Origin of the sequence: Nocardia carnea NBRC 14403 (genome assembly GCF_000308515.1) — a bacterium.
Classification (GTDB): Bacteria; Actinomycetota; Actinomycetes; order Mycobacteriales; family Mycobacteriaceae; genus Nocardia; species Nocardia carnea.
The window spans coordinates 40,318-66,853 of record NZ_BAFV01000074.1 but is presented as its reverse complement, the minus strand read 5'-3'; the positions used below and the strand labels follow the sequence as shown (position 1 = coordinate 66,853).

The 26,536-nt window shown below is 66.9% G+C and carries 22 protein-coding genes and 1 pseudogene; 12 read left to right on the top strand and 11 right to left on the bottom strand.

What is annotated here, in order from left to right:
• Positions 1–1,180 (top strand): molybdopterin-dependent oxidoreductase (locus ON22_RS26375; protein ID WP_043740631.1); only part of this gene is annotated, 1,180 nt, incomplete at its 5' end.
• Positions 1,181–1,425: 245 nt separating this feature from the next.
• Positions 1,426–1,842, top strand: a complete 417-nt coding sequence (locus tag ON22_RS26370) for a RidA family protein (RefSeq protein WP_033246598.1) — start codon at positions 1,426–1,428, stop codon at positions 1,840–1,842.
• Between the two features lie 74 nt (positions 1,843–1,916).
• On the opposite strand, the gene ON22_RS26365 is transcribed toward ON22_RS26370, so the two are convergent.
• From ON22_RS26365 to ON22_RS26355, 3 genes are all read right to left on the bottom strand, one after another.
• The gene (locus ON22_RS26365) at positions 1,917–2,456 is read right to left on the bottom strand and encodes a GNAT family N-acetyltransferase (protein ID WP_051158103.1); all 540 of its coding nucleotides are present in this window, start codon (positions 2,454–2,456) and stop codon (positions 1,917–1,919) included.
• A gap of 381 nt (positions 2,457–2,837) precedes the next feature.
• Complete coding sequence (locus ON22_RS26360; RefSeq protein WP_033246597.1) at positions 2,838–4,718, bottom strand: ABC transporter ATP-binding protein; 1,881 nt, start codon at positions 4,716–4,718, stop codon at positions 2,838–2,840.
• 73 nt (positions 4,719–4,791) lie between these two features.
• Positions 4,792–5,877 carry a DNA polymerase IV gene (locus ON22_RS26355; RefSeq protein WP_033246596.1) on the bottom strand — a complete coding sequence of 362 codons (1,086 nt, stop codon included), beginning with the start codon at positions 5,875–5,877 and terminating at the stop codon, positions 4,792–4,794.
• Positions 5,878–6,035: 158 nt separating this feature from the next.
• Here ON22_RS26355 and ON22_RS26350 point away from each other — a divergent pair, with 158 nt between their 5' ends.
• From ON22_RS26350 to ON22_RS26340, 3 genes are all read left to right on the top strand, one after another.
• Positions 6,036–6,476 (top strand): PaaI family thioesterase, encoded by a 441-nt coding sequence (locus ON22_RS26350; protein ID WP_033246595.1) that lies wholly within the window; start codon positions 6,036–6,038, stop codon positions 6,474–6,476.
• 393 nt (positions 6,477–6,869) lie between these two features.
• The gene (locus tag ON22_RS26345) at positions 6,870–9,677 is read left to right on the top strand and encodes an FAD-binding and (Fe-S)-binding domain-containing protein (RefSeq protein WP_033246594.1); all 2,808 of its coding nucleotides are present in this window, start codon (positions 6,870–6,872) and stop codon (positions 9,675–9,677) included.
• 325 nt (positions 9,678–10,002) lie between these two features.
• Positions 10,003–10,950 (top strand): DNA-3-methyladenine glycosylase family protein, encoded by a 948-nt coding sequence (locus ON22_RS26340; RefSeq protein WP_033246593.1) that lies wholly within the window; start codon positions 10,003–10,005, stop codon positions 10,948–10,950.
• 74 nt (positions 10,951–11,024) lie between these two features.
• Here the strand turns inward: ON22_RS26340 and ON22_RS26335 are convergent, their stop codons facing one another.
• Entirely contained in the window at positions 11,025–11,225 is a 201-nt protein-coding gene (locus ON22_RS26335) for a hypothetical protein (protein ID WP_033246592.1), read from the bottom strand.
• Between the two features lie 272 nt (positions 11,226–11,497).
• On the opposite strand from ON22_RS26335, the gene ON22_RS26330 reads away from it, so the two are divergent.
• Both ON22_RS26330 and ON22_RS26325 read left to right on the top strand, forming a co-directional pair.
• Complete coding sequence (locus ON22_RS26330) at positions 11,498–11,725, top strand: DUF397 domain-containing protein (RefSeq protein WP_033246591.1); 228 nt, start codon at positions 11,498–11,500, stop codon at positions 11,723–11,725.
• 81 nt (positions 11,726–11,806) lie between these two features.
• Complete coding sequence (locus ON22_RS26325; RefSeq protein ID WP_033246590.1) at positions 11,807–12,004, top strand: hypothetical protein; 198 nt, start codon at positions 11,807–11,809, stop codon at positions 12,002–12,004.
• A gap of 41 nt (positions 12,005–12,045) precedes the next feature.
• On the opposite strand, the gene ON22_RS26320 is transcribed toward ON22_RS26325, so the two are convergent.
• The 5 genes from ON22_RS26320 to ON22_RS26300 all read right to left on the bottom strand — a co-directional run bounded on the left by ON22_RS26320 (position 12,046) and on the right by ON22_RS26300 (position 17,839).
• Positions 12,046–12,792, bottom strand: a complete 747-nt coding sequence (locus ON22_RS26320; RefSeq protein ID WP_033246589.1) for a succinate dehydrogenase/fumarate reductase iron-sulfur subunit — start codon at positions 12,790–12,792, stop codon at positions 12,046–12,048.
• 4 nt (positions 12,793–12,796) lie between these two features.
• Positions 12,797–14,758: a fumarate reductase/succinate dehydrogenase flavoprotein subunit gene (locus tag ON22_RS26315; protein WP_033246588.1), complete on the bottom strand. Its 1,962-nt coding sequence runs from the start codon at positions 14,756–14,758 to the stop codon at positions 12,797–12,799.
• A 15-nt stretch (positions 14,759–14,773) separates the two neighbouring features.
• Positions 14,774–15,607, bottom strand: a complete 834-nt coding sequence (gene sdhC, locus ON22_RS26310; RefSeq protein ID WP_033246587.1) for a succinate dehydrogenase subunit SdhC — start codon at positions 15,605–15,607, stop codon at positions 14,774–14,776.
• A gap of 285 nt (positions 15,608–15,892) precedes the next feature.
• Positions 15,893–16,180, bottom strand: coding sequence for an Rv0250c family protein (locus ON22_RS26305; RefSeq protein ID WP_033246586.1), 288 nt, complete (start codon positions 16,178–16,180; stop codon positions 15,893–15,895).
• Positions 16,181–16,651: 471 nt separating this feature from the next.
• Entirely contained in the window at positions 16,652–17,839 is a 1,188-nt protein-coding gene (locus tag ON22_RS26300; protein ID WP_033246585.1) for an ATP-binding protein, read from the bottom strand.
• Positions 17,840–18,302: 463 nt separating this feature from the next.
• Here ON22_RS26300 and ON22_RS26295 point away from each other — a divergent pair, with 463 nt between their 5' ends.
• Both ON22_RS26295 and ON22_RS26290 read left to right on the top strand, forming a co-directional pair.
• The gene (locus ON22_RS26295) at positions 18,303–18,881 is read left to right on the top strand and encodes a C40 family peptidase (protein ID WP_033246744.1); all 579 of its coding nucleotides are present in this window, start codon (positions 18,303–18,305) and stop codon (positions 18,879–18,881) included.
• 3 nt (positions 18,882–18,884) lie between these two features.
• Positions 18,885–19,289, top strand: a complete 405-nt coding sequence (locus ON22_RS26290) for an RNA-binding S4 domain-containing protein (protein WP_051158101.1) — start codon at positions 18,885–18,887, stop codon at positions 19,287–19,289.
• Between the two features lie 114 nt (positions 19,290–19,403).
• On the opposite strand, the gene ON22_RS26285 is transcribed toward ON22_RS26290, so the two are convergent.
• Positions 19,404–21,323, bottom strand: coding sequence for an acyltransferase domain-containing protein (locus tag ON22_RS26285; RefSeq protein WP_033246584.1), 1,920 nt, complete (start codon positions 21,321–21,323; stop codon positions 19,404–19,406).
• 541 nt (positions 21,324–21,864) lie between these two features.
• On the opposite strand from ON22_RS26285, the gene ON22_RS26280 reads away from it, so the two are divergent.
• On the top strand, positions 21,865–22,818 hold the full coding sequence (locus ON22_RS26280) for an MBL fold metallo-hydrolase (protein ID WP_231508738.1): 954 nt from the start codon (positions 21,865–21,867) through the stop codon (positions 22,816–22,818).
• Positions 22,819–22,926: 108 nt separating this feature from the next.
• Here the strand turns inward: ON22_RS26280 and ON22_RS26275 are convergent.
• Positions 22,927–23,902, bottom strand: a pseudogene (locus tag ON22_RS26275) (NAD(P)H-dependent flavin oxidoreductase).
• Between the two features lie 335 nt (positions 23,903–24,237).
• Between ON22_RS26275 and fadD5 the strand changes: the two are divergent.
• Together fadD5 and ON22_RS26265 are read left to right on the top strand one after the other, a co-directional pair.
• Positions 24,238–25,806, top strand: a complete 1,569-nt coding sequence (gene fadD5, locus ON22_RS26270; RefSeq protein WP_033246582.1) for a fatty-acid--CoA ligase FadD5 — start codon at positions 24,238–24,240, stop codon at positions 25,804–25,806.
• A gap of 137 nt (positions 25,807–25,943) precedes the next feature.
• Positions 25,944–26,534 (top strand): cysteine hydrolase family protein, encoded by a 591-nt coding sequence (locus ON22_RS26265; protein WP_033246741.1) that lies wholly within the window; start codon positions 25,944–25,946, stop codon positions 26,532–26,534.
• The last annotated feature ends 2 nt before the right edge of the window (positions 26,535–26,536 follow it).

Sequence of the window (26,536 nt, the reverse complement as noted above, 5' to 3'; positions counted from 1 at the left end):
GGTTTTCGCGATCCCGATCCTGCTCGGGATCGCGGCGGGGATTGTCACACTGCGCTTCCTGATCACGCGTGCACCGGACCCGAAGCCCGCGGACGAGATATCCGCTGAGGACCCGTCCCGGCGCCGGTTCCTGGTGCTGGTCGCCGGTGCCGCCGCGGTAGCGGCCGGGAGCGCGGCCGCCGGACGCTGGATCGGTGAGCAGATGCGGGCCGTAACCGCCGATCTGGAGCGTTTCGTGTTGCCGCGTCCGGTAACCGCGGCGGCCCCGCCGCCACCGGGCACCGATCCGCCGGTCCGCGGACTCACCGAATTCGTCACGCCCAACGACACGTTCTACCGGATCGACACCGCCCTGCGAATTCCGGCGGTGACCAGTGAGGACTGGCGGCTGCGCATCCACGGCATGGTGGACCGCGAGATCGAACTGACCATGGAGGAGCTGCGCCGCCGGCCCGCCGTGGAAAAGATGATCACCTTGACCTGCGTCTCCAACGAGGTAGGCGGTGATCTGGCCGGTAACGCTCGCTGGATCGGATACCCGCTGGCCGACCTGCTCGCCGAGGCGGGCGTTCGTCCCGACGCGGATATGGTGCTGTCCACCAGCGCCGACGGATTCACTGCCGGAACACCGGTGGCGGCCCTCACTGACGGTCGCGACGCGCTGCTTGCCGTCGGGATGAACGGCGCACCGCTACCGGTCGAGCACGGTTATCCCGCCCGGCTGGTGGTCCCCGGGCTCTACGGCTACGTGAGCGCGACCAAATGGGTGGTCGACCTGGAGGTCACCAGATTCGACAGGGCCCAGGCATATTGGACCCGGCGCGGCTGGTCGGCGCGCGGCCCGATAAAAACCGCCTCACGAATCGACGTACCCGCCCCGTTCGCCGAGATCGCCCCCGGGCCGGCCGTTGTCGCGGGTGTGGCCTGGGCCCAGCAGCGCGGTATCGCCGCGGTCGAAGTGCAGGTCGACAACGGCCCGTGGCAGCCCGCCGAACTAGCGCCGGAATACTCCTCGGACACCTGGCGGCAGTGGACCTGGCGCTGGGACGCGGTCCCCGGCGACCACACGCTCCGGGTACGCGCCACCGACGGTGAAGGCCGCGTGCAGACCGAACAGCGGGCCGATCCGGTACCCGACGGCGCGAGCGGTTGGCATACCCGAACTTTCCGGGTCGAATGAGCGCCGTACTGCCGCAGTTCCCGACACACGGACCAGCACGATGGCTCGCTGCCGGCCCCGCCCGCCGACGGTCGGCCCACAGTGACAGTTCATGCACTGCGACATCGTCCGGCGTCGTGAACCGGGGCCGTTGCAGCGCGAAGCTCGCCTGCCCGCGCAGCCCGTCGAGCGCGGTTCGGGTTTCGCGGGATGCCTATACATTGGTCGGTGATCACCAGCTACTTCACGAAAGGTTGTGCGACGTCATGCCGCAGGCAGTAACCCTGATCCGATCGGCCGCGTTGTCCGATGTGGCCGAATACGCCTACGCCGCCACAGCCCCCGCCGATTCACGCTTGATCTTCCTCGCCGGCGCCTGCCCCCTGAACGCCGACGGCACCACCGCGGCGATCGGTGACTACGCCGGCCAGGCCGCCAAAGCGGTAGAGAACATGCGTATCGCTCTCGATGAGGCAGGTGCCTCGCTCGAGGATGTGATCAGCACCCGCGTTCTCGTAGCGTCGACAGTGCAAGCAGATCTCGTCGCTGCCTGGGAGGTCGTACGGGACGCCTTCGGGGCACACGACGTGCCGAGCACGCTGCTCGGTGTCACCGTACTCGGCTACGACGACCAGCTCGTCGAGATCGAGGCCGTCGCCGCGGTTCGCGACACCCAGAACTGAGCGCTCGATGCAAAACCGTTGTGCGCGTGCGGAATATCGATCACTACTGCTTGCTGCTCAACCCCGGAACGTATTCATACAGCGTGGTTCGCGAGACCCCGAGCAGTCGCGCGATCGAGGAACCGCGTCAATAGCAGGGTGGTACTGCCATCGGTTTCGGTGATATCCCGGATATGCTCGAAACCGACTTTGCTCAGAACATGCAGCGAAACCTTGTTCGGTGCGGCCACGGTGGCGTGCACCTCGGTCAGTCCCAGGGTGTGGAAACCGTAGGCGACGAGCGCTTCTGCCAACTCGACACCCAAACCGCATCCCCACACCTGTGGGGTCAAAGCGTAAATGATCTCGTAGCCCTTGACCACCTCGGTCGCCTTGATCTCGGCATGCCCGACCAGGTGTCCGTCCCGGCGAACGGCCCAGACGTCGAACAGATCGTCCGCATAAACCTTGGTGAAGATCCGCCCGAACAAGGCCCGGTCGGCCGCTTCGGAAGACGGGCCGTCACCCATCCATCGAGACACCCTCGTGTCCTGAAACAAAGCGACGAAGCCTTCCTCGTCCTCCGGGACGTACCGTTCGAGAACAAGACGCCGGGTACGTAGAGTCGAAGTCACAAGCGGCGACGCTACCCGCGAGCCGGTCGGCCGAGAACCTGCGCCGCTACCTCGAACCGTTCCCGCAGGCGATGCGCGAGCTGCCTGGGCCCGGAAGCCGGACACCGCCGCTGAACAGTAGCTACGCCATATCCGTTGTTTCGGCGGTTACTACAGGAACTCCTCGGTAGGCCCCGCCAGTATCGGCCAGGCCTACTGCTGCACAAAGCCTGACCGCCGATTGCCGCCAGGGAAGTGCTCCAGACCGGCAGCCGAGTGCAGGAGCGGCGACGGAAATGTCGGCGAGTCGACCAGCGGAGATCGGGCGTGCACGCGGCCGCCGAGGGGCCGGGACGGTTCCGGGCTCTCGGCGGCCTTTGTATGCGGCATCCGGTTGTGGTTTCAGGCTGCGGCCGGTTCCGGTGCGCCGGCGAACTGGGTGCGGTAGAGCTCGGCGTAGCGGCCGTTCGCCGCGAGCAGTTCCGGATGGGTTCCGCGTTCCACGATCTGCCCCGCTTCCACCACCAGGATCTGGTCCGCGGCGCGCACGGTGGAGAGACGATGGGCGATCACCAGCGCGGTGCGGTCCTGCAATGCCTCGTTCAGCGCTGCCTGTACCGCCGCTTCGGATGTCGAGTCCAAGGAGGCGGTGGCTTCGTCGAGGATCACTACCCGCGGCTGTTTGAGCAGCAGCCGGGCAATGGTGAGGCGCTGGCGTTCGCCGCCGGAGAGCCGATAGCCGCGTTCGCCGACCACGGTGTCCAGACCGTCGGGAAGTGAGGCGATCAGATCGCGTAACCGGGCGCGGCTCAGCGCATCCCACAGCTGCTCCTCATCCGCACCGGGGGCGGCCAGCAGCAGGTTGGCCCGGATGGTGTCGTGGAACAGGTGCCCGTCCTGGGTTACCAGGCCCACCGTTTCCCGGATGGAGGCGGTGCTCAACTCGCGGACATCGGTGCCGCCCAGCCGTACCGAACCGGAATCGACATCGTAGAGCCGCGAAACCAGCTGGGCGATGGTCGATTTACCGGCGCCGGAGGAACCCACCAGGGCGATGAGTTCGCCGGGTTCCGCGCGCAGGCTGATCCCGTGCAGCACCTCCTCGCCACCCCGGGTGTCCAGGGTCGCGACCTCCTCGAGCGAAGCCAACGAGACCTTGTCCGCTGCGGGGTAACCGAAGCGCACATCGTCGAACTCCACCGCGATGCCGCCGGCCGGCACGGGCCGCGCATCCGGCGCATCCTCGATCAGCGGTTTCAGATCGAGGACCTCGAAAACGCGCTCGAAACTGACCAGCGCCGACATGACCTCCATCCGGGCGCTGGCGAGCGCGGTGAGCGGCGAATACAGCCTGGTCAGCAGCAGCGACAGGGCGACGACCGCCCCGGCGTCGAGCTGCCCGCGCAGCGCGTACCAACCACCCAGGCCGTACACCAGTGCCACCGCGAGCGCGGAGACCAGTGTCAACGCCGTGACGAACACGGTTTGCAGCATGGCGGTGCGGACCCCGATATCGCGTACCCGCCGCGCGCGCAGCGCGAATTCGCCGGATTCCTGATCCGGCCGGCCGAAGAGTTTCACCAGGGTTGCACCCGGTGCCGAGAAACGTTCGGTCATCTGGGTGCTCATGGCCGCGTTCAGGCCGGCGGCTTCGCGCTGGATATCGGCCAGACGGTCCCCCATCCGCCGGGCAGGTATCACGAAGACAGGTAGCAACAGCAGGGCGAGCAGGGTGATCTGCCACGACAGCTGGAGCATCACCACCAGGGTGAGGATGACGGTCACGAGATTGGCGACCACTCCGGAGAGGGTGTCGCTGAAGGCGCGCTGGGCACCGATCACATCGTTGTTCAGGCGGCTGACCAGCGCGCCCGTCCGGGTCCGGGTGAAGAATGCGATCGGCATGCGCTGCACGTGATCGAACACAGCGGTGCGCAGGTCCAGGATCAGCCCCTCCCCGATACGGGCCGACAGCCACCGGATCGCCAGGCCCAACCCGGCATCGAGAACGGCGAGACCCGCGATGCCGAGCGCCAGCGCGATCACCGTCCGGGCGGCGGAGCCGTCGATGATCTCGTCGACCACTCGTCCCGCCAGCAGCGGTGTGGCCACTGCCAGTACTGCCGCCACGACGCTCAATACCAGGAACGCGGCCATCCGGCGCCGGTGCGACCGCGCAAACCCCAGGATTCGCCGGGCCGTGGCGAGACTGAACGCCCGCTGTTCCTCGGGGGCGTGCATCCGCCGGTACATCTGATCCCAGGCAACCGATTCCATGCTCATCCGACATGTCCTTCCGCTCCGGAGTCGATTCAACTCCAGTGCACCGACACTAAAAGCTCAACCTTTATTTAGGTCAAGCCGCCGGGCCGGGGACGGGTGCCAGTTCGAGCCGGACACCGAGCAGCCGGATCGGGCGGTCCAGCGGAAACCGGTCCAGAATGCGTAACGCGGTATCGACGATGGTGGGAACATCCGTCGTGGCTTCGGCCAGTTTCGACTGTTTACTGCGGGTATAGAAAGTGCTGGTCCGCACCGTGACCGCCACCCGGACCGCGACCCGGCCCGCCGCGGCGATCTCCGCGGTGACCTCCGCCGCCAGCCGGGCGACCTGCTCGCGGATCTCGTCACGCTCGGTGAGGTCGCGCGGGAAGGTCTCCGATTTGCTGCGGCCCACCGGTGGCGGCGGTTTGGTCACCACCTCGGTATCACCGGCCCCACGCCCCATGACCCACAGATACGGGCCGTTGGTCGGCCCGAACTCGGCGGCCAGCACGGAGCGGTCCGCCGCCATCAGATCGCCGATCGTGTGGATATCCAACTCGGCCAGGCGGGCCGCGATCCGGGTGCCGATTCCCCACAGCGCGTTCGTCGGCCGGTGCGCCATCACCTGCGACCAGTTCGCTGCCGTCAATCGGAACACGCCCGTGTGGGCGCCCGGTTGCTCGGCCGGCGTATCGGCAGATTTACCGACGGATTTCGCGAACCCGGTGGCCAGTTTGGCGGTGAGCTTGTTGTCCCCGATACCCACCGCGCAGGTCAGGCCGAGTCCGGCGACCCCGGCGCGGATCGCGGCCGCCAGGCTCTCCGGGGTATCGGTCTCGGCCGCCACGAACGCCTCGTCCCAGCCCCACACCTCCACCTGATCGGTGAAGGTACGCAGCAGCGCCATGACCTGCTCGGAAGCCTCGTCGTAGCCGGTCGGGTCAAGGGGCAGGAAAACCCCTTCGGGACATTTGCGCGCTGCCGTCCGCAGCGGCATCCCGGCCCGGATCCCGTAGGCCCGAGCCGGGTACGAAGCGCAGGTCACAACCTTGCGGGGTTCCTCGGGGTCCCCGTTCCCGCCCACGATCACCGGCAGCCCGCGCAGTTCGGGATGCCGCCGGAATTCCACCGCGGCCTGGAATTGGTCGAGGTCGACATGCAACAGCCATCTGGCCACGTATGCAGTCTTACTCCTACCGGGTGACAACCGGGGGATATCACCGCGGAGCGGGGCGGCAGACTGGGGTCACACCGCCTGGCACCGGGCGCGGCTCCACTGCGTGGCGCGTTCGCAGACCCATCGCGGCGCCCTCGCTCACCGACCGAAAGGCGAAAATGTCCGATCCAGCCCCCCTCGATTTCGACCTGGCCGCGAAAGTGCTGGCCGCCCAGCCGTTCGCGAATCTGGTCGGCACCGAGCTCGCCGCCTTCGAAACCGGTTCCGCGACCCTGATCGTGCCGATCCGCCCGGAACTCGGCCAGCAGTTCGGTTATGTCCACGGCGGCGTGCTGTCCTACCTGGCCGATAACGCGATCACCTTCGCCGCCGGAACCGTACTCGGCGCGAATGTGCTCACCGGCGGTTTCTCGGTCACCTACCTGCGTCCCGCCCGCGGCGAACGCCTGTGCGCCGTCGCCACGGTCACCGGGTCCACCCGGCGCCAGGCCGTGGTGAACTGCGTGATCACCGCCGAATCGGATGGTTCCGACCCCGTGCAGTGCGCACTCGCCCAGGGCACCGTGCGTTCCGTAGAACGCAATCTCGGCGACTCCTGATCCGCATCGTGCCTGCAGTCGGGACATACCGGGCGCTCGGCCCGACCGGCGTGTCTCGCTCCTGGCCAGGTACGCCCGAACCCGTAGCCCGAGTCCGGCGGTCGAGCCGACTCGGACCGAACGCGGAACCGCGAGCGAGGCGCCGGGGAATCCGGGGAACGCCGGGCTCGGCTCGAGCTGTCATGCGGCCCGGGTTGGCTGCCGACGCCTGCGCCGGCCGGAACCCCGAGATGTGCTCTCGCGTCTGCACGACGCCCGGAACGGACGTGGGTTCGCGACCGGTCCGGACCGGGTTTCCGGCACCGACGTGACGTCCGCGCAGGGCAGGTTCGGGGCCGGAATATCGACGCGCGAGACCGGAACGGAACCGGAGGTGCGCCTAGGCTGGTCGTCGTGACCGACCACGACAGGCGGCGGGATGCGCTCGCGCGGGAGCTGCGTGCCCGGATCGGTGCAGAGGCGGTGGATACCTCTCATCGCCGCCGGGTGGAGTACTCCTCGGATGCATCGAACTACCGGGTGCTGCCGGAGGTCGTCGTGTTCCCGCGCGAGGACGCCGATGTGGCGGCGGCGCTGGAAATCGCCCGCTCCGAAGGTGTGCCCTTCACCTCGCGCGGCGGCGGTACTTCCGTGGCCGGTAATGCGGTGGGGTCCGGAATCGTCTGTGATTTCAGCAGGTACATGAACGGTATCGCCGGGATCGATCTGCAACGCCGCACCGCACGGGTGCAGCCCGGCGTGGTGCTGGCCGATCTGCAGCGCCGGGCCCGTGCGCACGGGTTGCGGTTCGGTCCGGATCCGTCCACACAGGATCGCTGCACCCTCGGCGGGATGATCGGCAACAACGCCTGCGGACCGCATGCCATCGCCTGGGGGCGGACCTCTGATCAGGTTCGCGAACTGCGGATTCTCGACGGCACCGGCACCGAGCGCAGGCTTGCCGGCGAATTGGGCGCCGTCCCCGGATTACCCGAATTCACCGCCGCTTCGCTCGCGGTTCTGCGCACCGATCTCGGCCGCTTCGACCGCCAGGCCTCCGGTTACGGCCTGGAGTATCTGCTTCCGGAGCGGGGTAGTTCGGTCGCCGGTGCCTTCGTCGGCACCGAGGGCACCTGCGGTGTGCTGCTGGAAGCCGAAGTCGAATTGGTGCCGATACCCGCCGCGACCCTGCTCGTGGTGCTCGGTTACGAGGGCCTGGCGACCGCGGCCGACGATATCGCCGCGGTGGTCTCGGTGGGGCCGGTGGCGGTGGAGGGTATCGATGCGCGCCTGGTCGATATGGTGCGTGCCCACGGCCGGCGCGTACCGGACCTCCCGCGCGGCCAGGGCTGGTTGTTCGTCGAATTGGCGGGCGAGAGCCGGATGGCCGCCCGAGCAGCGGCCGATTTGTTGTGCCGGGCGGCCGGTGCCCTCGACAGCCGTATCATCGACGACCCCGGCGCGGCCGCGGCGCTGTGGCGGATCCGCGCCGACGGCGCCGGTCTGGCCGGGCGTACCCGCGACGGGCAGCCCGCCTGGCCCGGTTGGGAAGATGCCGCCGTGCCACCTGCTCGCCTCGGCGCCTACCTGCGGGATTTCGAGGAGCTGACGCGGGAGCACAAGGTCGACGGTTTGCTCTACGGGCATATCGGCGACGGTTGTATGCATGTGCGGCTGGATCTGCCCATCGCCGGCGCGCCCGCCCGCTTCCGTGCTTTCCTGACCGATGCGGCACATCTGGTCGTGCGTCACGGCGGTTCGCTGAGCGGTGAGCACGGCGACGGCCGGGCCCGTTCGGAACTGCTGGAGATCATGTACTCGCCCGAGGTCCGCGCCGTTTTCGCCGGTTTCAAGGCGCTGTTCGATCCGGCGGGTGTCCTCAATCCGGGAGTGCTGGTACAGCCCCGGCCGCTGGACGCCGATCTCCGGCTGCGCGGGCTGGGCCCGGTGGTATCGGCCGGTGGTTTCGCGTTCGACCGCGACGGTGGTGACCTGTCCACCGCGGTGCATCGCTGTGTGGGGGTGGGCAAATGCCGGGCCGATACGGGCGCTGCCGGCGGCTTCATGTGCCCGTCCTATCTGGCGACGGCCGACGAGAAGGACACCACCCGGGGGCGAGCCCGTGTGCTGCAGGAGGTGGTCCGGGGCGAACTGGACTGGTCCGCGCCTGCGGTGGCCGAATCTCTGGACCTGTGCCTGTCCTGCCGGGCCTGCGGTTCCGACTGCCCGGCCGGCGTCGATATGGCGACCTACAAATCCGAGACCCTGTACCGCCGCTACCGGCGCCGTCTCCGCCCGCGCGACCACTACTCGCTGGGCATGCTCCCGCGCTGGCTCGCCGGAGCGACTCGCCTACCGCGTCTGGTGAACGCCGGGGGCCGGGTGGGGCCGTTGCGCCGCTGGGGTCTGCGCGCGGCGGGCGCCGATCCGCGGCGTGCGGCGCCGGAGCTGGCCGCTCGCCCGTTCCGGCGGATATGGCGAAAGGGATCGTCGCAACAGCAGGTGCGAGCCCCGGAAGCGGGGACCGTGATGCTCTGGGTCGATACCTTCACCAATGCATTCGACCCCCAGATCGCGCAGGCCGCCGTAACCCTGCTGAACTCGCTGGGGTATCGGGTCGTACTACCCGAGCGGCAGGTGTGCTGCGGGCTGACCTGGATCAGCACCGGGCAACTGGACGGGGCACGGGCCCGGCTACGGCGGACCCTCGACCAGCTCGACGCCCATGTCGGCGGGGGCGGTCTCGTGATCGGCCTCGAACCGTCGTGCACGGCCGCGCTGCGCGCCGACCTACCGGAGCTGCTCCCCGACGACGCCCGCGCCCGCCCGGTCGCTGCCGCCGTGCGAACCCTGGCCGAGTTCTTGCTGGCGCAACCGGACTGGTCTCCACCCAGCCGCCCCGAGCGGACGATCGTGGTGCAACCGCACTGTCATCACTATTCCGTGCTGGGCTTCGAACCGGATCGCCAGATATTTGCCCAGATGGGTCTGGATGTGACCGAAATCGCAGGCTGCTGCGGACTTGCCGGTAACTTCGGAATGCAGCAGGGCCACTACGAAATTTCGGTATCGGTGGCCGGAAACGGATTGCTACCGGCACTGGCAAGCGCACCCGCTGACGCCGTGTTCGTGGCCGACGGCTTCTCATGTCGTACACAGGCCGCTCAGCTGGCTGCAGGCCGCGGTCGGCATCTTGCACAAATCCTTTTGGACCACTGGTGATTTCACGGTATCGATGCGCTGGGCCGAGTGTGTGGGTGACCGGGTAGCGGGCCCGGCCACCCACTGTCGGAGATCAGCTTCCGGACGGCAGAGTGCCCGGCTGGATTTCGTAACCGGAACTACCGGCGAAGACGCTGCCCCATAGATCGAGCAGCCAATTGAGTGCCTCGGTGATCATGAAACCCTCCAATCGTGGCGGCAGCCACATATTTGCTCAACTCGGGTCATATCGTCTCGCAAACCACCACCGTTACCGCGGAAGGAAACGACCGGGTTCTCGTTTCGGCGGGCACGGTGTTCTCTGTTTTGCGGGCACAATGGCGGGGTGCCTCCTCGATCCACAGGATCCCCGGCCGAGTCCGCGCGAACCACCCGCGTGCTGACCGCCGGTGGGCCCATCCACCTCGCGCACACCCTGGCGCCGCTACGCCGCGGGCCCGCCGACCCCTGTCATCAGATCGACAGTGACGGTGCGCACTGGCGGGTATCGCGGATGCCGACCGGCCCCGTGACCTACCGGCTGACCCAGACCGCACCCCACACCATCACGGCGGATGCCTGGGGCGCGGGCGCCGCGGAATTTCTGGACCAGCTCGAGTCGATGTTCTGCCTGGACGAGAACGTGGACGATTTCGTGCCCGTCCATCCCACGATCGCCGCCGCTCATCAGCGGAATCCGGGTTTGCGCATGCTGCGCACCGGGCGGGTGTTCGAGGCTCTCGTTCCGGCGATCCTGGAGCAGAAGGTCACCATCGTGTCGTCGCATGCCGCGTGGCGGGCCCTGGTGCATCGTTTCGGTGAGCCGGCCCCCGGCCCCGCACCGGAGGGGATGCGGGTTCCGCCGGACGCCGCGACCTGGGCGCGCATACCCTCGTGGAGCTATCACCGGGCCAATGTGGGGCCGCAGCGCTGGCAGACCATCGTGCGGGCCGCACGGGTGGCCGATTCGCTGGAGCGTACGGCGGCACTCCCGCCGGCGGAAGCCGCCCGCAAATTGCGGACCATCCCGGGTATAGGGGAATGGACAGCCGCGGAAACCGCACAGCGTGCGTTCGGTGACGCCGACGCCCTGTCGGTGGGCGACTACCACCTGGCATCGGTGGTGGGCTGGACCCTGCTCGGCCGGGATATCGACGATGCCGAGATGGTCGATTTCCTCGAGCCGGTGCGTCCGCATCGCTACCGGACGATCCGGTTACTGGAGGTCAGCGGTCAGGCCCGGAAACCGCGATTCGGCCCACGCGCTCCGGTCACCGACCACAGCCGACGCTGAGCTGTGTTTATGGCGCCGCCTCCGGCGGCGCGGGGTTGGGCCTCGGCGAGGGCGGCGTCGCGGGCTGCGGCGACCTATTGGAGTGCGCGGTTGTCCAGTACGCAGCGGCCGGAATCCACGAGTGTCGCCCGGGCCCGGCGGCGTACCCGGCACATATCTACGGTGCAGTCCAGGTGCAGTTGCATTGCCGAATGAGCTTGTTCGGCGGTCATGTCTCCCGGATCGTCCCCGCAGTCGAGCAGGGTCGGGATCTGGGTACTCAGATTCAACCGCATCACACACGACCTCCTTGTCAACCCGCGGCGATCCTGTTGTCCGCGGTGGGTTTCCGGGTGTGCACATACGACCAACAGCTCACCATAGGCCGAGAAGCGTCCGGAACGGGTGATTTTCGGTGGTTTTGCACGCATCGAATTCGCATTGCACCGGTACACCACCGGTATCCGGCCCGGTGTGGCCGCCCGTGCGCGTAGCATCGCGCTCGGTGCCGGCGTGGGCGGCGCCGCCCCTCGACGGAACATATTGCGGCTGATGGAGGAGAACCCGAATGAGCGTCGACAACGGTACGAAGGTGGATCTTTCCGGCGCCGAATGGCTGAGCAGCCCCCCGGACGGTGCGCCCGGCTCGCACAGTGTCGAGATCGCGATGCTCGCCGACGGTCATGTGGGGATGCGGGACGGAAAGAATCCCGACGGTCCGGTGCTGGTCTTCACCCCGGGTGAGTGGGCGGCCTTCACGGCCGGCGTACGGGATGGCGAATTCGATCGTCCGTGATCCGGCCCGCCCCCTGCGATCGTCCGCTACAACCCGGTCACGGCGGGTTTACCAGGTCGTATAACGGGTAGACAACGATATGTGGACCGAGGGATCAAGAATTCCCATCCTCGGCTGCGCAAGTTGGGGCCCAGCGACGGTGTGGCGTGGCTGATCGTCGGGCTGCTCTTCGCGGCGGCCGCGGTGGGGGTGTTCGTACTCACCGGATCGGTGCTATCGGCACTGTTCGTCGGTGTGCTCGTGGCTTTGGTGGCCACGGGTGTGGTCACGATGCTGTGACCACACCCGTTCGGCCGTGAACGCTGTCGCCGCGTATCTGCTCAGCGGCGGAACAGTTTGTTGCCGAGCCAGACGATCGGGTCGTACTTGCGATCGGCGACCCGTTCCTTCATCGGAATCAACGCATTGTCGGTGATCTTGATGTGCTCCGGGCACACCTCGGTGCAGCATTTGGTGATGTTGCAGTAGCCCAGACCGTGCTGCTCCTGCGCCTCGTCGCGGCGGTCGGCCACATCGAGCGGATGCATCTCCAGCTCCGCGATCCGCATCAGATACCGCGGCCCGGCGAACGATTCCTTGTTCTCGTCGTGGTCACGGACCACATGGCAGGTGTTCTGGCAGAGGAAGCATTCGATGCATTTGCGGAATTCCTGTGACCGCGCGATATCCACCTGCTGCATCCGGTACTCGCCCGGTTTCAGATCCGCCGGCGGCGTGAAAGACGGGATCTCCCGCGCCTTTTCGTAGTTGTAGGACACATCGGTCACCAGATCGCGGATCACCGGGAAGGTCCGCAGCGGTGTCACAGTGACGACGTCTTCGGGTGTGAAGGTGGACATCCGGGTCATGCACAGCAGGCGTGGCCGGCCGTTCACTTCGGCCGAACACGACCCACATTTCCCGGCCTTACAGTTCCACCGGACAGCTAGATCGGGCGTCTGTGTCGCCTGCAGTCGATGAATGATGTCGAGAACCACCTCGCCCTCGTTCACCGGCACCGTGTAATCCTGGAGCTCCCCGGTCTCGGAATCGCCGCGCCATACGCGGAACTGGGCGTCGTAACTCATCGCCTCACGCCTCCTCGGTCTTCGTTTCGCGGCCCGGTGCGGCCGAACCGGCCTGGGCCGCCGGATGTCCGGCGAGTTCGTCCGGGGCGTAGTACTTCTCCAGCTCCCCGAGATCGAACAGGGCCAGCAGTTCGGGCCGCATCGGCGTTTGTTCGCGTTCGGTCACCGAGATGTCGGGGACACCGGTTACGGCCGATTCGCCGTCGATCGCGCAGACCAGCAGTTTGTTGCGCCACTGTGGGTCCATGCCCGGATAGTCGTCGCGGGTATGGCCGCCGCGGCTCTCGGTGCGCAGGAGCGCGGCTTCTGCCACGCATCGGCTGACCAGCAGCATATTGCGCATATCGAGGGCGAGATGCCAGCCCGGATTGAACTGCCGGTGCCCTTCGATGGTGACGTGGGCGAACCGCTCGCGCAGCCCGTCGAGCCGGTCGATCGCCTCGCGGACCTCCTGCTCCTTGCGGATGATGCCGACCAGATCGTTCATGGTCTGCTGCATATCGGTGTGCAAGGTGTAGGGGTTCTCGCCCGAACCGCCTTCCGGCGGATCGAACGGGGCGAGCGCGATATCCGCGGCGGCCGCGATATCGGTCTCCGATATCGCCGGCCGGGCGGGCAGCTGCCGGACGTATTCGGCCGCGCCGAGCCCTGCCCGGCGGCCGAACACCAGCAGATCCGACAGCGAGTTGCCGCCGAGCCGGTTCGAGCCGTGCATTCCCCCGGAGCATTCTCCGGCGGCGAACAGACCCGGTACGTGCGCCGCTCCGGTATCCGGGTCGACCTCGATACCGCCCATGACGTAATGGCAGGTCGGGCCTACCTCCATGGGTTCCTTCGTGATGTCCACATCCGCCAGTTCCTTGAACTGGTGGTGCATGGACGGCAGCCGGCGGGTGATCTCCTCGGGGGTCAGCCGGGAGGCGATATCGAGGTAGACACCGCCGTGCGGGGTGCCCCGGCCGGCTTTCACCTCCTCGTTGATCGCCCGCGCCACTTCGTCGCGGGGGAGCAGATCAGGGGTGCGGCGGGCCGAATCGTTATCGCGCAACCACTGGTCGGCCTCTTCCTCGGTTTCGGCGTACTGGCCTTTGAAGACCGCGGGAATGTAGTCGAACATGAACCGTTTGCCCTCGGTGTTCTTCAACACCCCGCCGTCCCCGCGCACCCCCTCGGTGACCAGGATGCCCTTAACACTGGGGGGCCAGACCATCCCGGTGGGATGGAACTGCAGGAACTCCATATTGATCAGCCGCGCACCGGCGCGCAGGGCCAGCGCATGCCCGTCACCGGTGTATTCCCAGGAGTTCGAGGTGACTTTGTAGGACTTGCCGATACCGCCCGTGGCCAGTACCACCGCCGGGGTTTCGAACAGGATGAAACGCCCGGATTCACGCCAGTAGCCGAAAGCGCCGCTGATCCGGTCGCCGTCCTTCAGCAGATCGGTGATGGTGCATTCGGCAAAGACCTTGATCCGCGCCTCGTAGTCACCGGTTTCGGCATAATCCTCCTGCTGCAGCGAAACGATCTTCTGCTGCATGGTGCGGATCAGTTCGAGACCCGTCCGGTCGCCGACATGGGCCAGCCGTGGATAGGTGTGGCCACCGAAGTTGCGCTGACTGATCCGGCCGTCGGCGGTCCGGTCGAACAGGGCGCCATAGGTTTCCAGCTCCCAGACGCGATCCGGGGCTTCCAGCGCATGTAGTTCGGCCATCCGCCAGTTGTTCAGGAACTTCCCGCCGCGCATGGTGTCGCGGAAATGGGTTTGCCAGCTGTCCTTCTCGTTGGCGTTTCCCATGGCCGCGGCGCAGCCGCCCTCGGCCATCACGGTATGTGCTTTACCGAACAGCGATTTGCATACGACCGCCACCGAAAGGCCGTGTTCGCGGGCCTCGATCACAGCGCGTAGTCCGGCACCTCCGGCACCGATCACGACCACGTCGTAGGTGTGCCGTTCCACTTCGGGCATAGCCGTCCAAACTCCTCAGTCGATGATGCGAAGATCAGAAATCGTGCCGCTCGCCACCAGCATCACGTAGAAGTCGGTGAGTACGAGGGTGCCGAGCGTGATCCAGGCCAGCTGCATATGCCTGGTGTTGAGCTTGGAGATCTGGGTCCAGAACCAGTAGCGCACGGGGTGGGCGGAGAAATGCTTCAACCGTCCGCCCGCGATATGCCGGCAGGAGTGGCAGGACAGGGTGTAGGCCCACAGCAGGATCACGTTCCCCGTGAGGATCAAGCTGCCCAGGCCCATCCCGAAACCACCGGATTTGCCGTGGAAGGCGCCGATCGCGTCGTAGGTGTTGATCACCGAGATGATCACCGCGGCATAGAAGAAATAGCGGTGCGCGTTCTGGATGATCAGCGGCAGCCGGGTCTCCCCGGTGTACTTCGTGTGGGGTTCGGCCACGGCACAGGCCGGCGGGGAGAACCACACCGAGCGGTAGTAGGCCTTGCGGTAGTAGTAGCAGGTCAGCCGGAACCCGAGCAGGAACGGCAGCACCAGGAACCCGAGCGGAATGAACATCGGGAGATCGCCGAACGGCGTGCCGAAATGGCTGGCACCCTCCACACACGACGTACTCAGGCAGGGTGAGTAGAACGGCGTCAGGTAGTGATAGTCGGGCACCCAGTACGCGGTGCGCACGAACGATCTGACGGTCGCGTAGACGACGAAGGCGCCGAGCCCGATCACGGTGATCAGGGGCGGTAGCCACCATCGATCCGTACGTAGGGTGCGGGCGCTGATCCGGGCCCGGGTCTTGCTGAAAACACCTGTTCCCGATTCGGGAGCGGTCGAAGTTGTCGCGGCACTCACTGGTCGATGCCTCACTGATCGGCGGTGCGGAAAGCCGGAAGACCTCCGCGATCGAATGTGATGCTGAGCACCATACGGCAGGGTCGCTATCGGTCGAGCGGGGTCCGTGCAATCTCGAGCCCCTTCGAGCCTAGTGATTTACGACACATTTACTGCCGATCTTGTCGGGTGAATACACCGCAAACACGAGCGGCCGGCCGCCTCTCCGGCGACCGGCCGCTCACGACGCCCCGGCCTGCGGCCTGGGGCGGAAGGTTCAGTTATCCGGTGGTGAACCCGGTGGTGCTACTGGGTGCGTGGCCGCGAATGGAAGCCGAGTCCCTCGTCCTGGGCACCCATCCACGCCGACTCGTCGGATTTGCTGTCGGGTACGTAGATGGGCTCCTGGGCGCGGCCGGCCACCGGTGGCGGCGGGCTCTGTTCGAACTCGTCGGCATCGATGCAGAGTCGCTCCAGATCGTTCTCCAGCCGGCGGATCGTGCCCGCGTCCCCGTAGTGGGCGCGTAACACTCCGATGGACTGCCGGAGCTGGTTTACGGCGTACCGGAGTTCCGCGAAGTCGCTACGTGTCATGGATACCTCCTGATTTGCTCACCGGTCGCGGTGGGTGACGCCGCGTGGGCTGCACTGGCCATCCGGCGTAGCTTGTGACCGACCACACAAGGTGATCTACAACACAGTACGGCAAAAACCTGATTCCGGCTCGTCGGATGGTCAAGATCAGGTTTCGGTTGGGAGCCGATGTGCACAACTGTCGGGGTCCGCCGATGGCTGCGGTATCCCGCCCGGCAGTGGGTGGTCGCGGTGTCGAGATGTTTCGAGTGGAAACTACGATTTTCGCTAGAACGGGGAAGAGAGGCCCATGGAACCACGGGATGAGCGCAATATCCGGGTTTCTGGAAAAATCGCTAGAAACGGTTAGATAACCCGATTGTCCGCGAATATGCCCGCCGCTGCGGTTCGTCGCAAGGCTGGGACTCGATCGGGTTCTCTGGCCTTATCTAGCGCAACTGCTAGACAGCCGGATAAACCGGAATCGGCGGCTCAGGTGGTCACGCTCCGCAGGTAACGCCCGAAATGGGGCACCGTGAACCCGATCGTCCCCCGCTCGGCGGAGTAGATGAGCCCCTTTTTGATCAGGCCGTCGCGAGCCGGTGACAGGGATGCGGGTTTGCGACCCAGCTCCGTCGCGACCGCCGCGGTCGCGACCGGGCCCTCGTCGCCGGACAGATCGGCCATCGCGCGCATGTACTCGCGCTCCGCCGGGGTCGCGCGTTCGTAGCGGGAACCGAAGAAGCCGACGGCCAGTTCCTCCTCGGCGGTCGGCGCGGCAACCTCCACGTCCTCGGCGGTGATCGGGCTACCGGGTGCCTGATCCCAGGTCGCTTTGCCGTAGGCCTGGACGAAATACGGATAGCCGTCGGCCTTGCGGTACAGCGCCGCCAATGCCTCGTCGGAGAACTTCACCTCTTCGCGTTCGGCGGGGGCGATGAGCGCCAGGTCGGCGGACTCCCGATCCAGCCGGTCGATCCGGTGATAGCTGAACAGCCGTTCGGAATAGCTCTTCGATGCCGACAGTACGGCCGGTAGATGCGGCAGGCCTGCACCCACCACGATCAGCGGCGCGGCGTCCTGACTCAGTTCGTGGCAGGCGCCGCAGATGGCCGATATATCCACCGGAGCGAGGTCTTGCATCTCGTCGATGAAGATGGCGATACCCACGCCGATATCCGCGGCCAGGCCGGCGGCTTCGGTCAGTAGCTCCACCAGATCGATTTCGATATCGCCGGAGTCGGCTCGGCCGGTGACGGCCGGGACGTCGATACCCGGCTGCCAGCGTTCCCGCATTCCTTTGTCCGCGGTGGCGCGCAGCGCGAATGCCTTGAGTATGCCGAGGAAATCGTCCACGCGTTCACTGTTGCTGTGGGTTTTGGCGATGGCCCGGGCCGCCATGTGCAGCGCCGAGGACAGCGGCCGCCGGAATTCCTGATCCGGTCGCGCCTCGATCTTCCCGGTCCCCCAGCCGCGGGCGCCGGCGGCCGATCGCAACTGATTGAGCAGAACGGTCTTGCCGACGCCGCGGAGTCCGGTGAGCATCACGCTGCGTTCCGGCCGGCCCCGCGCAATGCGTTCGCAGACGACGTCGAATGCGTCGAGTTGCTTTCCGCGCCCGGCGAGTTCGGGTGGACGCTGACCTGCGCCGGGTGCATACGGGTTGCGCACGGGGTCCATAACTCTCCTACCGTAGCGCGCCTATCCGTATATATGGGCGAATCTATGCCGTGTCCTAGATACGGCTATCCGGAAAAGGTGAGGAGCCGGCCTCATGGCAGCGGAGACGCTCCGTAGCCGAACCGACACGCCCGCCGATATCTCGCCGTGACATATCGGCGTACCGAAATTCCCTTCGCGCACAGTGCTTTACACCTGTACTCCCAGCTCGCGAGAAAAGTCGGCCCGTTCGGCTGGACAACACCGGGCAGGCATCGTAACCTCTTTGTGACTTAGTGGAGTCGAGTCGTTTCGTCAGTGAGGCGGCGCCACTGGTCGCCGCCATCGCAGGCCGTCGCGATATGTGTAGGACGCGCGTCCGACGATGGTGGGAGAGCACGAAGATCGGAGACGGAGCTCGGTGGGTAAGCACAGCTTGCAGCGAGAATCCAAGCTGCCAAATTCTGTCAAGGGCGCGCTCGTCATGGGCACTCTCGCCGCGACCACGGGCACCATGCCCGCTATCGCCAATGCCGCGACCACCACGATCGATGTTCCCGGCGTCGGCAAGTTCGATGTCGAGGTTCCGGATCAGTACGCAGCCCAGGCAGACCAGCTCAACCAGCAGCTGAACCAGGCGCTCTCGGGTGCTCAGCAGGCGATGCCGGCGGCGCCCGCGCTGCCGAATTTCGCCCCGCCCGCGCCGGCGCAACCGCAGACCGCCGGTGATGTCGCCCTCGACGCCGCCAAGACGAAGGTCGGCGCCATGTACTCCTGGGGTGCCGCGGGCCCCTACAACTTCGACTGCTCCGGCCTGGTGCAGTGGGCGTTCAAGCAGGCCGGCATCAAACTGCCGCGTACCAGCTTCGAACAGTCCCATGTGGGCGCGCCGGTGGCATTCCAGAATCTGGAGCCCGGCGATATCGTCATCACCAACGGTGGCGGGCATGTCGGCCTGTATGCCGGTGACGGCAAGCTCCTGAATGCGGTGCAGTCCGGTGAGCCGGTGTCCTATACCAACCTTTCCGCCGACGATGTGGTCACCGCGCGTCGTATCGTCTAAGGGGTGAGTCCAGCTCCCTCTGTTCCGGACAATGGTCCGGCCCAGGCCCGGGTCGACTCCTGGATATGGGCCGTGCGGTTGTTCAAGACGCGATCGGCTGCCGCGGCTGCATGCCGCGGTGGTCATGTACGTGTCAATGGTGCGACAGCCAAACCGGCTCAGCCGGTGCGGCCGGGTGACGAGATCCGTATCCGCAGTTCGGGGATCGAGCGGATCGTCATCGTGGAACGGGTGATCACCAAACGGGTCGGTGCTCCGATCGCCGCCCAATGCCTGATCGACCGCAGTCCACCCCCGCCGCCGCGGGAAGTCCTCGCCTCCCTCCCGCAACGCGACCGCGGAACCGGTCGCCCCACCAAACGGGATCGACGGGAAACCGATCGTCTGCTGGGGCGCACCGACCGCTGAATTCGCCGCGATCAGCCTCGGACCCACCGACGGGCTCTCGGGTCATTCGAACAGCTCCGCCGGGGAAGACCCACGTGCTCGGGTCTGTGCCCTGGACCGGTGGCTGTCTTTCGTTCAGGGCGGCGAATCGTGTCCGCGCGCATCCACCGACGTGAGGTCATCGATCTCCCGGGACGCGGCGATGCCGCCGAACGGTGTCGAGAACACGGCAAAGAAAGTCACCGGATCAGCGGCGGTGAGTTCGATGAGATTGGCCGCGGCCGGCGAGATACGCGCGAATCGCCGCGCGAGCCGCCCCGCATCCAATGCCGGCTCCGGCGATTCGGGTGGTGCCCGTCCTACCCGAGGCGAACCTGTCGCGGTATTCGCGGAGAGCGCGGCCACCACCGTGTCCTCGAAAACCTGCGCCGCGTGGACGACGCCGCGGATGGTGCACCCCGATTCGCGGATATCGCGCAGCGCATTGTCGAGATCGTGACGGTCGGCGGTATCGCAGCGCACCACCACGACCCGGTCTTCGAAACCGTCGAGCAGTGGGGGCACCGGGCGCGGTGAACGGGTGGGCACCAGGACATCGCGGGCACCGGATACCAGTAGCCGGCGCACCATGACCGAGCCGAGCGCGCCGAGTCCGCCACTGACCACATAGGTGCCCGCGGTATCGATATGCATCGGCGGATCCAGTGCGACCTGGGCCGCCAGCAACCGGATAGCCCTGTTGGCATCGACCATTCGAGTCCATGCGATGATATCTGTGGGTGGGAGGTTATCGGTGAGCCGTATCGAAGCCAGCGTTCCGGCGCCCGTGACCTCCGCCCGCAAATCTCCTCCGGCCGGGCCGATTTCCGCGACCGCCGGGTCCTGATGCTCCCGGCCCGCCGACGGGCCGGCGGCCGTTTCATCCGGTGCCCCCGCTTCGGTCGAAGTCCCTGGGGCGCCATGGTTTACGTATCCGCCGCCGAGCTGTGACCGGCCCTTGCCCGTGCCGGTATACGGTTCGCGGCCGTTGGAACCTGCCCGGTGCGGCCGGGTTCGGGGCGGCGCGGCGGCCCGAGTCGCCTGCACCTGGGCCAGACAGGTCAGGAACGTGGTTCCCTCGTCGTCGCTGCGGGCGGTGGGATAGGTCGTATGGGTGAACTGCGGGAGTTCGCGCAGCACATCGCAGAGAACCGGATGCGGGGCGACCTCCAGCACGATGGTCGTATCCGAGCCCGCCGCGGCCCGATCCAGTGCGGCCGCGAGTTGTACCGGTCCGGTGAAGTTCTCGATCCAATAGCGGCCCGTAGTGATCGGCGCATCGATAACCGCACCGCGGCGGGCGGTGGAATACATCGGGATATCCGGGGTCGTGGGGTGCAGCGAACCGAGGATGGCGAGGGATTCGGTCGCGGCCGCCGATCGGCTGATCGCCGGGGCGAACGTATCGCAGCGCTGCGCCGCGATATCGCGGCGTCCGGCCCGGCGCACCACGGCGTCGATATAACGCGGCGGCCCGGAGACGAGCACCGAGCCAGGTCCGTGGACGGCGGCGAGCGCGACCTGTTCGCGCACGGGATCCACCAGGCGCCGGACCTCCGGCACCGCGGCCCGTAGTTCGGCAACAACATCGGTTTCCGCCACCCGGCGCACGGCGTGGGCGCGGGCGAGGACTACACGGACGGCATCGGACAGGGGGAGAGCGCCGGCGGTCACCGCCGCCGCGACCTCACCGATACCGTGCCCGATCACCGCATCGGGTCGCACACCCCACGAGATCAGCAGCGTCGCCGCGGCCACCTGGTAGGTGAAGAGGGCGGCCTGGGCGAATACCGGATCCCGTTGCTGCCGGTCCGGCCACTGCGCTGCACCGGGGTGGCGAAAACCGTGGCGCGGAGTCCATACCCGCGGCCCGCCCGCCGCCACGACGGCGTCACTGGTGTCCAGCACCGCCGCGGCGAAGGCCGGGTACCGCCCGGCCAGGGTGCGCCCCATCCGCGCGTGTTCGCCACCTTCCGGCGAGAACAGGAAAATCACGCCGCCCGCAGAATCGGTCATCGGCACGACAACGGGTACGACGGGGTGCGGCTACGGCCGGGGCGAGCGGTGCGCACGCGCCACCGGCCGCTCGGCGAGCCGTGAATCCAGCACAGCAGCTGCGTGTCCCGCCTCACGCCACGATTATGCCGCAAGAATCCACCGTGCCGGACCGGCTGCGGGGCTACGAAACCCGCTGCTGTCCGGAATGTTTCGGCGCAAATGTCCGGCAAACATATGGCGGCCGAGCCGGATCCGCCGAACCGCGGGCCCGCCGGGCCGTCGCCTCGGCTCAGAGGGTGTCCGCGACAATACCGCCGACAAACGGAGCCCTGGACTCGAACGGGTCGCCGGGGATTCGCTGTTCCGGAGACCGGCTGCCGCTGTGGCTCGGGTGGGCGACGATCTGTCAGCTGCCGGCCGGCGAACGCAGCGCCGAAGAACGTGCCGCCGCGGCCCCCGTTACCGGCCGGTGCGCCTGGACCGGGGCCCGTCGGTGAGTCGCGCCGGCCGCTGCGCTCGTTCGCGTCGCTCGCGCCCTGGCGGCCGGTACCGTTGCGGTGTGGCTGCTTCCGCCGACGGACGAACCCCGACCTTCCCCACGGTGCTGCGCTGCTGCGCGGCCCTGGCCGCCACACCGGCGCGGCTGCTGCGGCCCCGTAAGGCCGATGCTTCGCTGCTGTCGCGGCTGGAATCGGTACCCCCGCCACCGGCCCGGGCGAGTGTCGGATTGACCGTGCTGTTGCAGGGCCGGATGAAAGCGCCGACCGCCATCGTCGCCGAAGGGGTACGCAGTCTGGGACATCTGCCGATGGCGATGGGGGCGTATCTGGTCGAACATCCGAAAGCGCGATTCCTGGTCGATCCCGCGCTCTGCGCGCATGTTCATCGCCGGGTGCTGCCGGATCTGCCGTTCCCGATCCCCCTGCTGGTCGCGCCGGACAAACCGGTGCTCGGATTGGCCGATGCGCTCGCCGCCCGCGATATCGATCCCGCCACCATCGATTTCGTACTGCCGACCCATCTGCACTGGGATCATATTTCCGGCCTGCTCGAACTACCCGAATCGGTGCCGGTACGGCTGCCCGCGGCCGAGCTGGGCTGGGCGCTGGAAGGTTCGCATGCACCGGCCGGGGTGGTGCGGGGCCCGCTGCAAGGACGATCGCTGGATCCGCTCGAATTGGACGGACCGCCCGTGCTCACCTTCGAGCGCAGCCTGGATCTGTTCGGCGACGGGTCGGTGCTGCTGGTGGACCTCGCCGGGCACACTCCCGGCAGTATCGGCGTACTGCTGGCCACCGCCGGCGGTCGCCGGGTGCTGCTGGCCGGGGATGCGGTGTGGAACCGGCTGCAGATCGCCCTCATCCGAGAGAAGGCGCCGATGCCCGGGCAGTTGTTCGACGCCGATCGGGATCAAGCCTTCGAGACCATCCACAGACTGCACGCGTTACCGTCCGATATCGAGGTGGTAGCCGCGCACGATTACGATGCCGTCGCCGCTCTGGCCGCGTGCTGATGAGCGGCAAGCTGTGGCAACGGTGCGGGAAGCCGGCTGCTAGGAGACGGCTTCCCACACCCGGCGCCGGATCGATCGCCATACCTCCGGCGCGGCTTACGGGCCGGTTCAGGCCGAAACGAACCGAGCCAGCCGGGCGTTGATCAGTTCCTCGGCCTCCGAGACCATCCGGCCGATCAGGTCGGCACAGGTCGGGATGTCTTCGATCAGGCCCTGGCACAGGCCGACCGACCAGATCCCGGCGTCCAGATCGCCGTCCTCGAACACGCGCCGGCCGCGGGCGCCGGAAACGAGTTCGCGGACGTCTTCGAACTTGCCGCCGGCCTTCTCGATCTCGACGACCTTGCGGCTGATCTCGTTGTCGGCGACCCGTGCAGTGTTGTGCATGGTGCGGAAGATCAGCTGGGTATCGCGCTCGGAGTTCGCGACGATCTGCTCCTTGACCTGCTGGTCGATGGAGGATTCCTGGGTGCACAGGAAGCGGGTGCCCATATTGACGCCGTCGGCGCCCAGCGCCAGCGCCGCGACCAGGCCGCGGGCGTCGGCGATACCGCCGGAGGCGACGATCGGGATGGTGAGCGCGCGTGCGGCCGCAGGGATCAGCACCAGACCGGGAATATCGTCCTCACCCGGGTGTCCGGCGCATTCGAAACCGTCGATGCTGACCGCGTCGACGCCGATCCTTCTGTGCCTTGAGCGCATGCCGCACGCTGGTGCATTTGTGCACGACCTTGATCCCGGCTTCGCGGTAAGTGGGCAGGAACGGCTCCGGATTGCTCCCCGCCGTCTCCACGATCTTGATTCCGCTGTCCACGATGGCCCGCACATATTCCTCGTACGGCGGCGGGTTGATCGAGGGGAGGATGGTCAGGTTCACCCCGAACGGTTTATCGGTGAGTTCGCGGGTGCGCTCGATCTCGCGCCGGAGATCGTCGGGGGTCGGCTGGGTGAGTGCGGTGATGAAACCGAGCCCCCCGGCGTTGGCCACAGCGGCGACGAGTTCGGCCCGGCCGACCCACATCATTCCGCCCTGCACGATCGGATGTTCGATACCGAAAGTCTCGGTGAACCTGGTCCGCAGCATCGCCTGCTCTCCTCACTTTCCCCGCGGATAGTCCGCGCATGCTGCATGGTGCCATGCCCATCATGACCCGATCAACCCCGGAAGTGAGTCGTGATTCGCGTAAGTGACCGTGTTCGGCGGTAGCTGGCAGGTGTGTCGATGCGCCGGTATCGTCGCAAATACGCGCGTCAACGCGCGTGAACCTGTTTCACGGTCCGGTTCCTCGGAATTAACGGCCATTCGGTCCCGATTTCCTTGCCGGTGCCGATGTGAATTGTTATTCTGCCGACATGTTCACACCGCGTGTGGCGCCGGACACTCCGGTGGGTCACGCGGTACCGAGAGGAGTACGTGGGATGACCACCGGTGCGCAGGCCCTCGACGAGCCGATCCGTTCGCGTCGCAACCACTGGAACAACCAGATCGCCACGCATGCAGTGATGCGGCCCGACGAGGTCGCGATCCGCTTCCGCGGCGCCGGCACCACCTGGCGGCAACTGCACGAACGGTCGCAGAAGTTCGCCGATGCGCTCGCCCGCCGCGGCGTCGGCTCCGGTGACCGGGTGCTCCTCCTGGCGCTCAACTACCCCGAATACCTGGAAGCCGTGTTCGGGATCAACGCGCTCGGCGCGATCGCGGTCCCGGTGAATTTCCGGCTCACCCCGCCCGAGGTCGCCTATATCGTCGCTGACAGCGGCGCCAAGGCCGTGGTCACCGATACGGTGCTGCAGCCGCTGGCCACCGCGGTGCAGGCACAGGCCACCGGGCTCGACCACGTCTTCGTGATCGGCGGGAGCAACGGTGAGGGTGTTATCGGCTACGACGACGCGCTCGCCGAGGAGGGCGCCGCGCACACCCCGCTCGATATCCCCGAGGACACCCCGTGCCTCATCATGTACACCTCCGGAACCACCGGCAGCCCCAAGGGCGCGGTCCTGTCCTACGGCAATATGAATGCCCAGGCGCTCACCTGTATCCGGGCGCTGGCGATCGAACAGGATTCGGTCGGTTTCTGCACGTCCCCGCTGTTCCATATCGCGGGCCTCGGCAGCCTCGCGCCGGCGTTCATGCTGGGCGCCAAGACGGTGCTGCATCCGCTGGGCGCCTTCGATCCCACCGAATTCCTCGACGCCGTCGAAGCCGAGCAGGCCACCACCGCATTCTGCGTACCGGCGCAGTGGCAGCTGATCTGCGACGAACCGACGGTGAAACAACGCAAACTGGCGCTGAAGGCGCTCAGCTGGGGTGCCGCCCCCGCATCCGATACCGTGCTGAAGGCGATGGCCGACGCGTTCCCGGACGCGTTCAATGTGGCGGTGTTCGGGCAGACCGAAATGTCGCCGATCACCTGCGTTCTCGAAGGTAAGGACGCCATCCGCAAACTCGGCTCGGTCGGCAAGGTCATTCCCACCATCCAGGCCCGGATCGTCGACGACGAGATGAACGATGTGGCGCCCGGCGAGGTCGGTGAGATCGTCTACCGCGGCCCCACCATGATGTCGGGGTACTGGAACAAACCGGAGGCCACCGCGGACGCCTTCGCCGGTGGCTGGTTCCACTCCGGCGACCTGGTGCGCCAGGACGACGAAGGCTTCGTCTACGTCGTGGACCGCAAGAAGGACATGATCATCTCCGGCGGTGAGAACATCTACTGCGCCGAAGTGGAGAACGTCCTGTTCGCGCATCCGAAGATCCGGGAAGCCGCGGTCATCGGACGGGCGCACGAGAAGTGGGGTGAGGTCCCGGTGGCCGTGGTCGCACTGGACGACGCGGACGGCACGCTCACCCTCGAAGAACTGGAACCGTTCCTCAACGAGAACCTGGCCCGCTACAAGCATCCGAAGGAACTGGTGATCGTCGCGGAACTGCCGCGCAACGCCAGCGGCAAGGTTGTGAAGGTGGAGCTGCGCAAGGACGGCGCGTAGTCCCCGCACCACCCGAGCATGCTCCGGGTCGGCCGGTTTCGGACCGGCCGGCCCGGCGTCGTTTCGCGGGGGCCGATGTCCTGGGATTTTCCCGACCCATTGTGCGGCACAGCCGCCGATGGTCGATCATCTACGGCATGCCGGAACAAAACGCTGCTGTTCTCGCCCTGCACTGGCAGGTGAATGTTATTCGGCCGGAGGGCTTCTTCGGTCCGATGCTCGCCGAACCGGTGGCCGCCAGTGGAGTGGTGCAACGCGCCGCCGACTTCCACAAACAGGCCGCGGACCTGGGGTTGCCGATCGTCTTCACCCGGTTCACCGTCCCCGAGGACGAGGGTCGGCTGGTGCGTAACACCGGGTTCATGGAATCGGTCGGCGCGGCGCAGCACGAGTTCCGGCCGGATGCCGCGGGCAGTCGGCTGATCGAGGAGATGGCCGATCAGGCCGACCATATCGTCGACAACCAGAAACTTTCGGGCCTGGCCGGGAACGACCTCCCGCGCTGGCTGGTGGAAAACGATATCGACACCCTCTTCCTCACCGGTGTCGCGACGAACCTCACCGTTGAGCAGACCGCGCGCCACGGCACCGATCTCGGCTTCACCGTCTACACGGTCGCGGATTGTGTCACCGCGGCCGACCCGCAGGTGCATACCGCCTCGCTGTCCAATATCGCGCTGGTCAGCGCCGGCCTGCGCACCACAGCAGACGCCTTCGACCGGCTGTAGGC